Raw genomic sequence first — 17,299 nt, 5'->3', positions numbered from 1 at the left:
CTATCTCTTTCGTGGCTATATTTACTTATGAAAGGTAAAGGGTAAATGGTGGAAGCTGTAAGGTAAAGATCATTCACATCTCCTGTATCACTTCTCTCTTTTTTACCAACATTACATCGTTTGATTGATTTTACAGTAGTATATGCCGGTAGCTAAGAGAAAAACAATAGTTCGTGATATAAGCTGGTTAGCATTTAACGGAAGAGTACTGCAGGAAGCAGCAGACCCCACCGTACCATTAAAAGAGCGTATTAAATTTCTCGGAATATTTTCTAATAACCTCGATGAATTTTTCAGGGTGCGTGTAGCCGCATTAAAGCGTATGCTTGGCGCCGGAAAAAAATTACGCATGCACCTGGAACAGCAACCGCAAAAGATTCTTGATGATATCCAGGATATTGTGCTTGAACAGCAAAACGAATTTGACCGCATCTGGAAAAACATATTTAATGAACTGAAAAAGCAAAACATATTTCTTGTTACAGAAAAACAATTAAATAACGAACAAAAAAAATATGTTCGCGATTTTTTTGAAGAAGAAGTTTCGCCTGCAACTATTCCGCTGATGATTGAGGATATTCACGACCTTCCTTACATGCGAGAAAAAGCCATCTTTCTGGCAGTGGCTATGAGCAGCAAAAGCGCATCTTTAAAAAAGAAATATGCCATTATAGAAGTACCAACGCGGCTTATGTCGCGATTTGTTTTATTGCCTTCCAAACCGGGTGAAAATTATATTATGTTACTGGAAGATGTAATAAGGTTTTCTCTGCCCCAGATATTTTCATTTTTGGGTTATGATAAATATGAAGGATATGTGATTAAGGTAACCCGGGATGCGGAGTTTGATATTGATACAGATCTGGATGTGACATATACCCAGAAAATTGAAAAAGGATTAAAAAGCAGGAAAAAGGGTAAGCCGGTGCGGTTTTTATACGACAGGGAGATAGACGCCGGGTTGCTTAAATATCTTATTCATCGTTTTCATCTTACACAAAAAGATGCTATTATACCGGGAGGGCGTATTCATAATTTCCGGCATTTTATGGATTTTCCCTCATCTGTATTTTCTGAAAAAAGCCAACGGAGAAAACCTATACCGCATGCTGTGTTGAGAAATGTGCAACGGGTAACGGATATTGTGCTTAAGAAAGATATCATGCTTCATTTTCCCTATCAGTCTTTCAGTTCACTCATTAATTTATTGCGTGAGGCGGCAATGGATCCTCATGTATTTGAAATAAAGATCACCGCATACAGGCTTGCGCCGGCTTCAAAAATTATTAACGCGTTGATAAATGCTAAACGAAATGGCAAAAAAGTAACCGTAATGCTTGAGCTGCGCGCCCGCTTTGATGAAGAAGCCAACCTTGAATGGAAAGAAAGACTGGAAGAAGAAGGTGTAAAAGTATTGTTAGGAGTTCCGGACATGAAAGTGCATGCCAAGGTTTGCATAATAAAAAGAAAGCAGGGAAGCAAGATCATTCAATACGGCTTTGTAAGCACCGGTAATTTTAATGGAAAAACGGCAAGACTTTATGGCGATCATTGCCTGCTGACGGCAGATAAAGATATAATGGCCGACATCAACCGTATATTTAATTACCTGCAGCAGCCAAGAATGGGTTATCATTATCTGAAAGAATGTAAAACCCTGCTCGTTAGTCCCGAATCAATGCGCAGGCAAATTATTGCTCTTATCAATAATGAAATAAAAAATGCCAAACATAAAAAGGCTGCCGCTATCACTATTAAAATGAATTCTTTATCTGATGAACAGCTCATTTTCAAATTGTATGAAGCCGCTACGGCAGGTGTGGAAATAAAAATGATAATACGCGGCATTTGCTGTATGTTAACTGAAAACAAAAAATTTAAAAAAGAAGTAAGCGCTGTAAGTATAATAGACGAATATCTTGAACATGCCAGGGTGATGATTTTTCATAATGAAGGAAAAGAAAAAGTATATATATCTTCTGCCGACTGGATGGTAAGAAATCTTGATCACAGGGTGGAAGCCGCGGTACAGATAAAAGACCCCAAAATAATTGCCGAGCTGAAGGATATTTTAAATATACAGCTGAATGATAATGTGAAGGCTCGTATGCTTGATAATAAGCTTACCAACAGTTATGTGAGAACCAAAGGAAAGAAATTACGCTCACAAATTGAAACATATAACTACCTGATGCGAAAAACCATTGTATAGCTTTTATATTATTTCCGCATATATTTTATAATATTGACACTCATTATTTATCATTCAAATTCAAAACATATTATATAAATGAGTGTTAACAAAGAGGTTAAACGGATTACCACCAATACCCTGCATAAAATGAAAGCAAATGGCGAGAAGATTGCCATGCTTACCGCTTATGATTATTCTTTCGCGAAACTTTTTGATAGTGCCGGTGTGGATGTTTTACTGGTGGGTGATTCTGCAAGCAATGTAATGGCAGGGCATGAAACTACCCTGCCGATTACCTTAGATCAAATGATCTATCATGCTTCTTCGGTGGTTAGAGGCGTTAGCAGGTCTCTTGTTGTAGTTGATTTACCATTTGGCACTTACCAGGGCAATTCAAAAGAAGCGCTAAGCTCCACTATCAGGATCATGAAAGAAACAGGCGCTCATGCCATTAAACTGGAAGGTGGAGAAGAAGTGATTGAATCCATTAAAAGAATCTTATCCGCCGGTGTTCCGGTTATGGGGCATCTTGGCTTAACGCCACAATCTATTTATAAATTTGGCACTTATACCGTAAGGGCTAAAGAAGAAGCGGAAGCCGAAAAGCTCGAAAGAGATGCCCGGCTGCTTGAAGAAGCCGGGTGCTTTGCTATAGTGCTCGAAAAAATTCCTGCTGCTTTGGCAAAAAGAGTTACTGAAAGCCTGCACATTCCTACTATTGGTATTGGCGCAGGCAACGGCTGCGACGGGCAAGTATTGGTAATGCATGATATGTTGGGTATTACAACTGAATTCAAACCCCGTTTTTTGCGTCAGTATCTTAACCTGCATGAGTCCATAAACGGAGCTGTTCAGCAATATGTTACAGATGTAAAGAATAGTGATTTTCCGAACGACAGCGAACAGTACTGATGCTTATTTTACTTCAGACCTTGTATCTGCATCAAGTATGTCATATAATTTAAGACCTGTGGTCTCCTGTCTTAACTTAATATATAAGCTTAGACAATCAGTAGCTACCGCTATTCTTGCATTCACTTTTATGTCATCAAAAAACTGAGCTTTCATTTGCTTTTTTTCCTGGGTAATTTGTCTTTCTGCCACCTTATATCCCTTGCCCATATCACCATTGTTTGTTTTTTCGGCCAGAACGGCTACATTAGAAAACTGTGCATTAGCGTTTTGCAATTCCATTATTTCACAAACACAAATCCTGTCTGTTTGCCTGTTCTTCAATTTTTCAAGTAATACTTCAGCTTTACCTGCATTTCCACCCAGGAAATTCACAGATGCTCTAACCAGTTTGGCAAGATCAAATTGATGCGGACGAACAACATCATCACCTGCTTTAACAGACAATGTGCATAACAAGAAAAAGATAACACTCAAAGAACAAAACCGGGTACGTAAAAAACTTTTCATTTTAGTTGATTTAATCAAGTTAACAATACGCGGTTTCATAGAAGGTTGGAACCTGATTAAAATCTATGGGGTTGTTCAGAGTGATTTGGAGGGAAACAAAGAGCTATAAAAAGAAAAAACCTGTAGTACAGGTTCATCATTTTTAGGGTTGGAATCTTTGACAAGACAAAAATTGAAAAAAATTATGTAACCACATAATTATTCAACGGAAATTCCGGTGTATTCAACGTTTAATAACATAGGTTAATTGGCGAAGAGCGATCAGCTATCAGCTATGAGCGTTGGGCTTTGGGCTATGAGCTATCAGTGCCAACCCATAGGGATTGCAGCTGGCGGTCTTATCAGATCGATAGTATTATGCCAGCTGTCAACAGCTGATAGCTGATGACCGATTGCTGATAACTCATAGCCGACTGCCCACAGCTTTACGTATATTGCAATAAAATATAGCACAATGCTGGATTTTATAAGTAATCTTAAAATCAGTTCTGTAAACCAGGGCGTTTCTACCGGGCAATATTGGATAGGTTCTTCGGGGCAGATCATCCCCTCCTACTCACCGGTTGACGGAGCATTAATAGCTAATGTATACCTGGCAGATGATGCTGGTTATGAAACAGTGGTGAAAAAGGCAAATGAAGCTTTTGCTGAATGGAGAACCTGGCCTGCACCCAAACGTGGAGAAATGGTGAGACAGATTGGTGAGAAGCTGCGTGAACACAAAGAAGCATTGGGTTATCTTGTTTCATATGAAATGGGCAAAAGCCTGCAGGAGGGCATGGGCGAAGTGCAGGAAATGATTGATATATGCGATTTCGCAGTTGGTTTATCAAGGCAATTATATGGATTATCAATGCATAGCGAACGACCCGGCCACAGGATGTATGAACAATGGCATCCGCTTGGTGTTGCAGGTATCATTTCCGCTTTTAATTTTCCGGTAGCGGTATGGAGCTGGAATGCTATGTTAGCCTGGGTTTGTGGTAACGCCTGTATATGGAAGCCATCTGAAAAAACGCCCTTATGCGCTGTTGCCTGTCAGCATATTGTGGCTGAAGTATTTAAAAAAAACAATGTACCTGAAGGAGTTAGCTGCCTGATCATTGGCGATAGGTTGATTGGCGAAAAAATGGCTTATGATACCCGCATACCCTTAATATCTGCAACCGGCTCAACAAAAATGGGAAAAGCGGTTGGTGTGGCTGTGGCTTCCAGGCTGGGGAAAAGCCTGCTGGAGCTTGGAGGGAATAATGCCATCATAGTTTCTTCTGAGGCGGATATGGACATCGCCATTATAGCCAGCGTTTTTGGCGCAGCAGGCACTGCAGGGCAAAGATGCACAACTACGCGCAGGCTCATCATCCATGAAAAAATATATGATAAGTTTAAAGAAAAGCTCGTTAAGGCGTACGGTCAATTGAAGATTGGCAATCCCTTATCACCTGAAAACCATGTGGGTCCGTTGATAGATAAAGATGCGGTTACCGCCTACCTCAATGCTATTGAGCAATGTAAGCAGCAGGGTGGTAAGTTTTTAATAGAAGGCGGCGTTTTAGAAGGAAATGATTATCAAGGTGGTTGTTATGTTGTTCCATGTATAGCTGAAGTTACGCCTGATCTCCCCATCGTAAGTCATGAAACCTTTGCTCCCATTCTCTATATTCTTAAATATACCAGCCTGGAAGAAGCCATTGGCATTCAGAATAATGTACCTCAGGGACTTTCGTCGGCAATGATGACATTAAATTTAAGAGAGGCTGAGCTGTTTCTTTCTGCTGCAGGAAGCGATTGCGGAATAGCCAATATCAATATAGGAACCAGCGGCGCAGAGATTGGCGGTGCATTTGGCGGTGAAAAAGAAACTGGTGGTGGAAGAGAAAGCGGAAGTGATGCCTGGAAAAATTATATGAGGCGGCAAACCAATACCATTAACTGGTCTGCCAGCCTTCCTTTAGCACAGGGAATTGTGTTTAATATCTGAGATATCAGATATCAGCTTTTCAGGTGAGAGCGATTAATACAGGAAACTTAGCTGACACCTTATAGCTGAACTACTGATAGCTTACCACTCCAACGCAACGCTCCTAAAATTTCAGTTGTCAGAGGTTAATACATTCTTATGAGACATATATTTCTATATTTCCTGACACTAACAATGTTTACAGGCTGTAAAAAAGAGGAACAGGGCTCCGGCCCCAGAATTGACATTTACCTGTTAAAGTCATTCACTACCATGGTTGATAAATCAACAATGCCGGCTACAATTTCTATCACGAATGCGGTACTGGATGATACACCCCTGGTTTCCGACCAGGACATTAAAGTTTACGTAAAGGCAACCACCACATTTGTTTTAAGTAAAGATATCCAGACAGTCATTCAACATTACAGCTCTGACAAAGCCTTTGCTATAACTGTTGATAATCAACCAGTATATTACGGAGTATTTCATCCCTTGTATCTAAGTTCCATAACCTTTGGCCTGGCTACAATTTCGCCCCTGCTTCTTAATAACAATGAGTTGCGAATTGACTTCCCAACAATAGAAGGTAACAGCTTTCTTCAACAACTTGACAACCGGAATGATAGCCGAATTATAAACGCATTAAAAACAACGAACAGATTAAGATAGTGCATTTATACAAATGCTATACATATCTTAAAAGAAACAAGTTGAGAACAGCAGGCACCTCAACAAGCTGATACCTGATAGCTGATTTCTATAATCCATTTTCACTACATTTTGTTAAGAAAGCTATAAATGAGCAAGTTATTAACATGTTTCCCGTGAAACGTGAATATCTTTTTTTGGAAAATAGTTATGCACACATTAAAAACAGCTACACATTTATCTCCTTTTTTAATTCCCTGCATTTAATAGAACTGGCTGAGTCACAATAATATTACCATATTTTAAGCGTTATATCTGCCTGAATAGTATCATTTATCCTTTGAAACTAACCCGTAGTATGAAAAAGATATACTTTTTTATCTGTGCTAATATACTGATATTCAATTTATTACAAGCCCAAATTAAAATTGGTGCAGGAGGTGGTATACACCAGGCTTCCATAGCAGAAAAGAACAATCTCCAGGGCTGGGATCTCAATTATAAAAATTACTTTTCTCCATCAACCGGGTTTCATGCGGGTGTTTTTGCCGAAATTCCTATTGACAAAAAAGGCAACTTTGCTGTTCTGCCTTCTTTACAATACACCAATAAGGGAAGAAAATTTGCCCGCTCATATGATTCCACAAAGTCATTTAACAGTGATACTTCTTCTATTCTTTCAAGCTGGAAAACAAGCTATGTAGAATTACCGGTTAACCTTATCTATAAGCTTCCGATTACTCAAAAAGTAAATTTCATTATTGGCGCCGGTGGGTATGTTTCGTATTTATTAAATGGTAAAACATCATACGACATATATAATGCCTCTGGTGAACATCAATCTTATAATGACAAGCTTGCTTACGGCGACCAGGTAAAAACATACAATAAAATAGACTACGGTATTAATGCTGTGGCAGGTTTAGATTTTAATGACCGTATTTTATTTACTATTAATTACAGCAAAGGACTTGCTGATTTTTATAAAGCAGATTATGATGCTTCATTTAAGCATCAAACAATAGGAGCAACAGCAGTAGTTTGGCTGACAAAATCAAAAACTGCAAAAACAAAAGCCGCGGCGCAGGATAGTGATGGCGACGGAGTACCTGACAAAATTGATCAATGCTCAGGCGAAAGCGGAACAGTTGCCAGCAATGGTTGTCCTGATAAAGACAGCGACGGTATACCTGACAAGGAAGATAAATGTCCTGATGTTGCAGGCTTAAACAAATATGGCGGATGCCCTGCGCCGGATAAGGATAAAGATGGCGTGCCTGATGACGAAGATAAATGCCCGGACATTGCAGGTTCAGCTAAGTATGCCGGATGCGAAATACCTGATACTGATAAGGATGGCGTGAATGATGAGGAAGATAGTTGCCCGGGTATAGTTGGTCTTCCTAAATATAATGGATGCCCTGCACCAGATACAGATAAAGATGGAATAAATGATGATGAAGATAAATGTCCTTCAAAACCCGGAACTAAAGACAATAAAGGATGCCCGGTAATTGAAAAGAACATGGTTGATGAGATAAATAAAGCAGCTAAGAATATATTATTTGATGTAAACAGCGATAATATTAAAGCAACTTCATATCCGGCGCTTGACAGAATTGCTGACATCATGCTTAATAATACAGCATTAAAATTAGACATCGAAGGTCACACAGATAATACAGGGTCTATACGTCACAACCAGGTATTATCAGGTAAGCGTGCATTAGCCATCAAGATGTACCTTGTTAAAAAAGGTGTATCCCACGAGCGAATGACAGCGTCAGGTTTTGGATCGGAGCATCCGATTGCTGATAATAATACCGAAGCAGGAAGAGCTAAGAACAGGCGTGTTGCCTTTAAAGTTACTTACTAACTGAAACGTATAACCGAAGTATATAAAATATCCCTGCAAATGCAGGGATATTTTATTAAAACAGTAGTTTATCATCTGGTAATATCATAATAGCACTCTTGCATTTTACAAACCTGCTTTCTATTTTTGCTTCACCAATCACTCCTCTGATCTTCCGGTTTTACAGAATAAATAGCATTTTTACTTTCAGGTTTTTCCACAGGATAGAAATTTTAAACCTTCTACCTAACAACTACAACAGACCATCCAATATTTTGAGCTCTTTGTCGAAATGCGATGCCTGGTTAAGTGTTTGTAATAATAACAATAAGTGTTTTTCCGTTTTTATATCGTGATGAGCACTACAGAAATTTGGAAGGCAAAGCAAAGATTAAGTGTTTACCGCAATATTACTAAGTATTTTTACGTTAATAGGATAACTGGGTTATCCGCCCCTTTGTAAACTAAAAAAGTTCATTTTATGAGAAAGATAGATGCCGTACTTCTTTCCGCGCTAATTATCTATGATTACAGTGCTCAATCACTGGTAAACAGTGATACCATAAGCCTGGGCCACTCTTTTGTGAGTAGTGCGCTTACGGAGGACAGGTTAGCAAATACCGATTTCTCTTTTACCCCCGACTTTACAAATTCAAGTGCTATGGTCAGAGGTGCCAGGAAAATCAGCCCGGAAGATATTAATGAAAAGGACATTAGTTTTCATGAATTAGCAAAGGTTAATCCGGTTACTGCTTCCGTAGCGTTGAATAATATTAATGTTGAAGATGCGGATGTAGCTATAAATATTGTGATGCCTGCTGATGCAGAGATAGACGCTCCTGAAACATTTAGCGTAGAGGAAGCATCAGTTAATACAAGTGTAACAGATTACGCTGCGGCAGTGTCAAGCACAGAAAAAATAAACGTGCAGGTAGCAACAGAAGCTGATTTGTCGACCTTTGATGCTGATAATGATGGTACATATGATGTAGAAGATAAATGCCCGGGCGTAGCAGGTGTAGCAAGATTTGAAGGTTGCCCGGTGCCTGACAGCGATGCAGATGGCATTAATGATGAAGAAGACAGATGCCCGCTTGAAAAAGGAACTGACGGGAATTATGGATGTCCTGTGGCTGTTTCTGAAACCGTAATAACTGAACCTGCCGCGCAAACTGAAATAGCTGCAGAAACAGAAGTTACGGCTATAAAAAATAACCAGTTCATTTTTACCGTAGGATTTAATAAAGAGAACAAAATTTTATCCAGTGAGGATTTTAATATAGTGCTCAGGCTTACAGACATCCTGGTACGCACTCCGGATGCAAAGGTTGAAATTGAAGGTGTTATAAATGCCAATACAACTTTGCCACAAACACCGGTTGAATTGTTAGGCAACTACTTTAAGGATTTGGGCGTTTCTGAAAACCAGATCATTGTTAAGAAACAGACCAGGGAGGTTAAGCAGGCTAATGAAGGAATCAGTAAAGTAGAAATGAGAATAAAGCTCTAATTTAGTTAATGATATTTTAAAATGTCAGGGAAAGAAACCCTGGCATTTTTTTTTGCATCTACATATTTTTGCAAATTGTGTTAACTGGTAGTTTTAGAAAACTTTTTTTATTCAATTTTGTTATTCAAAAAAATCAATACATGAAGAAAACAAGCCTGATAGTTGTTGGTGGTATGTTGTTTTTTAACGTTGCTTCTTCGCAAACCGCAGTAAAAGATGTGCCCTACGGATGGCATTTAATGAGCAAACAAAAAGATGGATACTATGGTATAGACGTGGAAAGAGCTTATACGGAACTATTAAAAGGGAAGAAAAGCACGCCGGTTATTGTGGCCGTTATAGATTCCGGTGTGGATACTACACATGAGGATCTTAAGAAAGTTTTATGGCATAACCCAAAAGAAATTCCGGGAAATGGAATAGATGATGATAATAATGGATATGTGGATGACATTTATGGATGGAATTTTTTAGGTGGCAAAGATGGAAGGAATGTAAACAAGGACTCATATGAGGCTGCCAGGGTTTACTATAAGTTAAAGAAAAAATATGGTGATAAAATACCGGCTGACTCTACTTTAACACCTGAACAAAAGAATGAAATAGCCTTATATAAAATGGTAAAATCCAGGATAGAAGGCGATGCCAAGGAAGCTTCCCTGAATGTTATGTTCCTGAAAAATATTGTAGAGAAAATGCCCTGGGCGGATAGTATTTTGCAGGGGGCAATGAAAAAGCAGGAATATACCGGCGATGACCTGGCACAATTCAAACCTATGTCTACTGATGAAAGTAAGGCCAAAAGCACTCTGTCGGCATTATTCCTTGGTTTTCAGGTTAATGAAATGACCAATAAAAAATTAATTGAAATTACAAATGACTTTTATGGTGGCGAAAAAGCAAAAGCTGATGCGGCTTTAAAAGAACCTGAAGATTACCGTGGAGAAATAGTAAAAGATAATTATGACGATATTAATGACAGGTTTTATGGCAATAATGATGTTATGGCAGGTACGCCCATGCATGGAACACATGTGGCAGGCATTATTGGGGCAGTTCGCAACAACGGAATTGGGATGAATGGAGTTGCAGATAATGTGCGCATAATGATGATAAGGGCTGTGCCGGATGGAGATGAGCATGATAAGGATATTGCCAATGCAATAAGATATGCTGTTGATAACGGGGCAAGGGTAGTGAATATGAGCTTTGGTAAAAGTATCTCTCCCCAGAAAAACTGGGTGGACGATGCCGTAAAATATGCAGAATCAAAAGGTGTATTATTGGTACATGCAGCAGGAAATGACGCCAAAGATGTGGATGTAAATGATAACTTTCCCAATAATTATTATAACAACGATACTACAACCAAGGCAACAAACTGGATAACAGTTGGCGCCAGCGGCGACCCGGCAGCAGGTGGTTTAACGGCCTCCTTTTCTAATTATGGAAAAAGGTCTGTTGATGTTTTTGCACCGGGTGTAAAAATTTATTCTACTTTGCCTGGTGGTAATGATTATGGCAATTTGCAGGGCACCAGCATGGCAAGCCCGGTAGTAGCAGGCATGGCAGCCTTATTAATGTCGTATTTTCCTGATCTTACAGCCGAGCAGGTTAAAACTGTTATTGAACAGTCAACAACTAAAACAGCCGACTTAAAGGTTAAAAAGCCTGGTACAGATGAGGATGTGAATATGTCTGAGCTGAGTACAACCGGAGGTATTATTAATGCTTATGCCGCGGTAAAATTAGCTGAAACACTGTCCTCTCCACAAAAGAAACAACCGGAAACAGTATTGCCTAAAGCAAAAATGAAGAGTACCAAAAAGGGATAAAAGTAAAAATACCTGGTAGTAAAAAGAGGCTGTCAAAAATAAGAAGACAGCCTCTTTTTATTCGGGTAACCTCATTATAGACAAGTAGTCGTTTAAACGATTCTCAGAGCCTTTATTTATTTTTGATACATTCTCTTTTTTACATATTACCTGTAAACTGACATTTTCTCTCTTGCAGGATCATGGCAATGAAGTGAGCTTCAGAAGTATTAAGAGTTAAAATAGCTTATCAAATAAAATTTTGTTAACTGCAGACTTTGGAACAGGGTTTGAAATTACTCATACTATAAATTAGAAAAGTTATGAGTAAGCATTTGAAATCTATGAGTTTGCTATTTGCCGCGGCTTTTATATTAGCCTCCTGCAGTAAAAAAGACAATCCAACAAATAATGACTTGTTTGTAGGTACATATAAAGGAAAGATCAGTTATGTAAAAGAAGGAGAAAATAAATCCACAGATGATGGAAAAGTTACCGTTGTGAAAGTAGGCAGCAACTACAACTTTGTATTCTCCGATGCTATTCCTGATTTAACAGGTGTACAATTTAAAGCGGATGGCGATAATGCTGTTGTTTCTGTTGATGATAATTCAGCGCAGATAATCCGCCTCACTGCAAGCACACTTCTTATGGCTTATACTAAAGACGGCGCTGTCTGGACTGCCAATTGTACCCGCTAATATTTATTTGTATTTATCAGGTATTTTAAAAGTAATGAAGCATACCTGATGCAATAAAATAAAAAGAGGAGCTTTTTTTAAAAGCTCCTCTTTTTGTACAGCTTTTACATTTAAACATTACCGGCAAACAAGCCAATATTTTACATCAGCCTTTGCGCAATAATATTTTTTTACTTTGAAAATCGTTGGCGGCATTTAATATTTCTATAAGCTTCGGCCACTTATCAGCGCGTTCAAATGCACTATTATAAATCTTGGTTATTTTAAGTTTTATCGTATTTCCTTCCTGTTTAGCATCAGCAATAAAACTACCGGCTTGATTAGTCGTATTTACAGCCAATTTATCCAGCCCTTCGGCCTTATAACCCTGCGGAATTTCAAAACTGATAATATATTCAAATGTACGGGCGCAAGCCATATATATATCCACGCTTCTTTCCAGTTGCTCCGGCTTTAGTTGCAACTGTCCTCCTATAAGCTTGCCCATATCAACAATGTAATTATTACCCCCGCGTTTTATCCATCCTTCAATAGTAAATTGAGTGGAGTATATAAAATCAGGTTTGGTATGGCGCAAGCCCATATTATCTATTTTGTAAGATGTAACGTCTTTGGGTTTGGTATCAAACTCCCCGGAAATTTCACTGATAAACCTGTCTTTCCATTCACTGCGCGCCTTTGCAAAAGCCGCAGTATATTCATCTGCAAGCGATCTGTTTTTTCTGCTGTCAGCAAATTCCTCCATGAATGATTCTTTAACGCCCAGCGCTTTTCTTTCTTCTTCATAATAATCTTCAAACAACAACAGATGCCGCTGCGCACCCTGCCGCATCTGGCCTTTTAAAACAGTTTTTCTTGCTATTTTAAGTTCTTCCATATTGTCTGAAACCGATACCTTAAGGTTTTCTGTTTGTACATTTTGTTTTGCTGATGATTTACCGATGTTTTGCATTGCCTCATCATCAAGCCTTATTGAAGATTTGGTAAACCCTTTTACCACAACTGTAGGATTTTGCTGACCTTCATACTCCGCAGGGATATAGTTACAATTTGTAAATACGCCCTCGGCGCTCATATATACCGGGGTATTTTTTGTTGTTTTAATGATATACTCAAAATCATCTGCCAGCATTACCTGCTTTGTATCAGGACCATAAACAGATGTTGCCAGTATAATTTCATTATTAATACCAAGCTTATCAAGAATAAGACTTAGCAATAACAAAAATTTCTTTTTATTAGGAGCCTGGTAATTCCGTTCTAAACCAACATTTATTTTATCGTTTGCATCTACCTTATAAAAAGCTATATACCGGAATGCATAGTAAATATAATACGGTAAGCTGTCTTTAGGCAGATCATCCTGCCTGCGCATACGCTTGATCATAGACTTTATTTCACCTGACAGCCCTTCTGCTACCAGGCCAAGCTGGCTTCCGTAAAAATCTTCTTTCATATCAACTTTTACGTCTTCAATAATTTGCTGGTAGGGTTGATTACGGTATACTTCTCCCTCCTTTCTTTTTATTTTTCTAGGTCCGCCAACACGTATGTTTAAACGAAGTATGGGTAGTTGTCTTGCCGAAGACATCCAAAGATCAACCGGTGATTTGGGTATATTCTGATATTCTGCATCAAGGATATTATCACCATCTGCATCTTTTTTTACCTTAAATTCAGGCGCGCCATTCATTGCCCTGTATTCTACCGCGCAGGTAGCTCCCACTTCGCAATGCACGGAATAATGCATAATAGGCTTATCATCGCCAAATATGAAAAGATAGGGCTCTGTTCTGTATCCCACTGCTTCTTCTTCCTGCCGGCTTACAAAATAATCTATAATATCCCCCACTTCCAATCCCGATACAGCTACCTTACTCTGCTTCTCATCATTATCATTTTTTATCATCACTTCCTCATTCACGTCTATTTCTTTTATGGTTCCATCAGGCTTTATAATTCGAATGCCTAATATGGTAACACGCCCTTTAAGATTTCTTGAAAAGAATTTTGCAAGGCGTTTGGATTTCTGGTAACTGAACTCAGAAAACTCTTCAAGGGTCGCCTTGTCATTAATCTTTACCATTTCCCGGTAAGTGTTGGTAAAGTATATCTCTTTATACTTGGCAGCCGTAATAACAAGAAATTTGAACTTGGTTTTACTGATGGCTTTTATTTCCTGGTGACGGGCAATCACTACTCCTGACTCATTAGCTAATGCAGCAGGAATTGTTCTGTTGTTAAATGCCGGAATATTCCATCCCCATACCTCTTTTCTTACTTCCTCCACTCTTTTCTTATATTCTGCATCTGTTTGCGCAACACTGTGCTGAAATATTATAAACAAAAAGACAAGCAGGCTCAGGATATATCTGTTTTGCATGAATAGAATGTTTATGATATGAAAGTTTTATTTTTTTGTAAGAATTATCTGTTCGTTATAGCTTTTCTTTAACTGCGAAATACTTGCGTTCCATTTTGCAAAAGCTGCCTTACGTAAGCGGGTATCTTTTATAGTTATTTCTTTACGGTATACCAGCTTTTCGCCAATGGTTTTATAATTTATTTTAAAACTGTATGCAGGCTCATCAATATTTAATCCTTCGGGAAGCTGATTGATTTTATACCCGGAAGGAATGGTTAATTCAGTTTCATAAATAAGATATTTTTTATAAGAAAAAACCAGGTCAGTAGTTCTTTTGTTTATATCAATATCAGCATTATCCATATCTTTTCTGAAGTCAAGGTCTATATACAGCTCATCGCCAAAACCCGAAACTGCATCTTCATGATCAAGCTGATAATTGATATCGAGCGCATTGTCTCTTTCGTTAAGATCAGAAGTTTGCAATTGCGTGATCGCATATTTCTGGTTACCTTCTGCCAGGTAATGCTGTAATGCTGTTGCCAGTTTATCTTTTTTCAAACTATGTATGCGCGTAAGCAACCACTCTTTGCTTTCTCCGCCCATTTTATGCAATACATTTCCTTTTAAATTATTACCATCTATATGAACAGTTCTTTTTTCAAGATCTATATTTTGTTCGGTAGAACGCAACGGTACTTTTTCAAGCATGTATTTCTCTCCGTCTTCAATCATTACCTGCCTGCCCTGTATGCGTTCCGCATACTGATCAAAACCGATATATGTTTCTGTTGCATCCAGAAAATAAAGTTTGCCTTTATAGCGCAGTGCACAGATCATATGATTATCTACAGAAAGAGAAGGCGTGGAATAATCGTATGCAATATGGTTGGTACCTATCCAGCATAACCTCGCGTCAAAACCTGCAGCCTGTAAAAGTTCTTTGGTAAGATTAGCCATACCTTTACAATCGCCATATTTCTTTTTTAATACCTCCTGTGCTTTTTCAGGTTTAAAGCCTGCAATGCCATCTTCAAAAGCTATATATCTTATATTATCCTGTACATAATGAAATATCGCTTTTATTTTTGCCGTATCGTTGGTAATTGCCTTTGTAATCTCCTTTGCTTTTTCTTTAATGACGGCGGCATCATTACCAATCTGTAATACCAGGTGGCGATACCATGCATATTGATCAGCAAGCGCATTGAAATATGTTATCTTCTTTCCTTTTACATCAGCAGAGCGGGTTAAAACCAGCAGGTGTGGGTATATATAAGAAGGCCCAGGGCTGCGGGGCTCATTTTTCCTGGCTTCTAGCTGCTCAATAGTATAAGTGTATATAACAGCATTATCCTTCTTTTCAGTTTGCTTTTTAATCTTATATCCATCAAAATTCATTTCCTTTATATCTATGCTCATCCATTGTGGAACAGTAACTATTACCTGCTTATTTTCTATCCTGAAAGGCTCAGAGAAATAAATAGTGCTGAAATAGCGGGGATCATTGATGGTTTTACTTATCTGTACTTCACTTTGTGAACCCTTTTTTTCCAGGGGCAGTTGAAAATAGCAGATCCTTGCATCCGAATAAAAAATATTTTCGATAGAATAATACTCATATACAGGCTTGATAAGCCGGTTTTTTTTACCATCGATGAAGATGTTCACTTCATTAATAGTTGACTGATCATCATAAAACTCAACATAAGGCAGGTCTGTACGATAGCCCTCACACCTGAAAATTGTATTTGTCTGCTCATTTATGATTACAGGATTATCGGCATTTCCATATACAAATTCATAACGCTCCGTTTTGCTTTTAATAACAACATTATTATCGTCTGCATCTGCAGTATGCAATTTGCCGGGCACACTATAAGCTACGCTGTGCAAGAAATTCAACAACAGCGCCAGCACTAAGAGTTTCCCTGTAATTTTGTTCATGCGTAAAGGGTTGTGATAATCAATTCTGACTCAATATAATCTGAAAAAACAATACGAATAAAAACTAATAAATATTAGTTACAAAATGAACGAACATACACATTAAATAGTATTTACTAACTTAATTGAAGCGCTGCAGAACAAGCTGCGTTATGGTACTCTTAATATAACAAGATCTGTGCTGGCGCGGGTAAGCATAAAGGCAAAATATTTAACCGGATTATGAGTATAAGCGGCAATTTATCCAAAACAAAAAAGCGATAAGAAAAATCTCTTATCGCCTTTCAACTATTTTTCTGAATGATTATTTAGCTGCCTTAGCTTCGCCCACAGTCTTTTTAAACAACATTACATAACCGCATAAATTCTTTTTCTGCATACTGTTTACCTGCAGCGGTTTAATCATGTGATATTCTGAAACTTTAGGTATATATGAATAGCTGATAACATTACCATCTACATCTCCCCATCTCTTTTTCTGGTATACCACCTGCTTTTCACTATAGTCGTACATACGCACTTCATATGTATTAGATTTTACATCACCAATAAAAACAAACTGGTACCAGGTACCTTCACTCATGGGAACAATGATAGGAATTTCATATTCACTTTCCATGGTTATGGAAGCTTCACGCAGCACTGTAAATCCACCGCCGGCCAACAAGTGCTTAACACTATCCGCCTGCTTCTGAATAGAAGCATTATCGCAGGGGCTGATCCTTATTACATTATCATCCTGGGCAAGGACAGGAATACTGAGTGAGACAAGAAAAACCAAAGCGGTTATACAAAAAACTACTTTTTTCATTTAAAACAGTTTTATAGGGTTGGGTGAATCGCTTTGACTTATATCAACAGTGTTAACTGGTGTTTAAGT

12 protein-coding genes are annotated in these 17,299 nt (G+C 38.3%); 8 read left to right on the top strand and 4 right to left on the bottom strand.

Annotated elements, in window-relative coordinates:
• Positions 1-142 precede the first annotated feature (142 nt).
• Positions 143-2,212: a polyphosphate kinase 1 gene (ppk1, locus tag DC498_RS03060; protein WP_116872663.1), complete on the top strand. Its 2,070-nt coding sequence runs from the start codon at positions 143-145 to the stop codon at positions 2,210-2,212.
• Between the two features lie 78 nt (positions 2,213-2,290).
• Positions 2,291-3,106 (top strand): 3-methyl-2-oxobutanoate hydroxymethyltransferase, encoded by an 816-nt coding sequence (panB, locus tag DC498_RS03055; RefSeq protein WP_116872662.1) that lies wholly within the window; start codon positions 2,291-2,293, stop codon positions 3,104-3,106.
• Between the two features lie 3 nt (positions 3,107-3,109).
• Here panB and DC498_RS03050 read toward each other — a convergent pair whose 3' ends face one another.
• Positions 3,110-3,616: a hypothetical protein gene (locus DC498_RS03050; RefSeq protein ID WP_133176748.1), complete on the bottom strand. Its 507-nt coding sequence runs from the start codon at positions 3,614-3,616 to the stop codon at positions 3,110-3,112.
• 454 nt (positions 3,617-4,070) lie between these two features.
• On the opposite strand from DC498_RS03050, the gene amaB reads away from it, so the two are divergent.
• From amaB to DC498_RS03020, 6 genes are all read left to right on the top strand, one after another.
• On the top strand, positions 4,071-5,597 hold the full coding sequence (gene amaB / locus DC498_RS03045) for an L-piperidine-6-carboxylate dehydrogenase (RefSeq protein WP_116872660.1): 1,527 nt from the start codon (positions 4,071-4,073) through the stop codon (positions 5,595-5,597).
• A gap of 138 nt (positions 5,598-5,735) precedes the next feature.
• Positions 5,736-6,248, top strand: coding sequence for a hypothetical protein (locus tag DC498_RS03040; protein WP_133176747.1), 513 nt, complete (start codon positions 5,736-5,738; stop codon positions 6,246-6,248).
• 337 nt (positions 6,249-6,585) lie between these two features.
• Positions 6,586-8,103, top strand: a complete 1,518-nt coding sequence (locus tag DC498_RS03035; protein ID WP_116872658.1) for an OmpA family protein — start codon at positions 6,586-6,588, stop codon at positions 8,101-8,103.
• A 460-nt stretch (positions 8,104-8,563) separates the two neighbouring features.
• Positions 8,564-9,592: a hypothetical protein gene (locus tag DC498_RS03030; RefSeq protein WP_116872657.1), complete on the top strand. Its 1,029-nt coding sequence runs from the start codon at positions 8,564-8,566 to the stop codon at positions 9,590-9,592.
• Positions 9,593-9,732: 140 nt separating this feature from the next.
• A complete protein-coding gene (locus DC498_RS03025; RefSeq protein WP_116872953.1) occupies positions 9,733-11,427 on the top strand; it encodes a S8 family peptidase in 1,695 nt (564 codons plus the stop codon).
• A gap of 302 nt (positions 11,428-11,729) precedes the next feature.
• On the top strand, positions 11,730-12,107 hold the full coding sequence (locus DC498_RS03020) for a hypothetical protein (protein WP_116872656.1): 378 nt from the start codon (positions 11,730-11,732) through the stop codon (positions 12,105-12,107).
• Positions 12,108-12,252: 145 nt separating this feature from the next.
• Here DC498_RS03020 and DC498_RS03015 read toward each other — a convergent pair whose 3' ends face one another.
• From DC498_RS03015 to DC498_RS03005, 3 genes are all read right to left on the bottom strand, one after another.
• Positions 12,253-14,490, bottom strand: coding sequence for a DUF3857 domain-containing protein (locus DC498_RS03015; RefSeq protein WP_116872655.1), 2,238 nt, complete (start codon positions 14,488-14,490; stop codon positions 12,253-12,255).
• Positions 14,491-14,517: 27 nt separating this feature from the next.
• A complete protein-coding gene (locus DC498_RS03010) occupies positions 14,518-16,419 on the bottom strand; it encodes a transglutaminase-like domain-containing protein (RefSeq protein ID WP_116872654.1) in 1,902 nt (633 codons plus the stop codon).
• 304 nt (positions 16,420-16,723) lie between these two features.
• Positions 16,724-17,230, bottom strand: a complete 507-nt coding sequence (locus DC498_RS03005) for a hypothetical protein (RefSeq protein WP_116872653.1) — start codon at positions 17,228-17,230, stop codon at positions 16,724-16,726.
• Positions 17,231-17,299: the final 69 nt, after the last annotated feature.

This window comes from Terrimonas sp., from assembly GCF_003075435.1.
Lineage (GTDB): Bacteria > Bacteroidota > Bacteroidia > Chitinophagales > Chitinophagaceae > Agriterribacter.
Note: the sequence above shows the minus strand (reverse complement) of the source record. Positions and strands in the feature narration are given on the sequence as shown.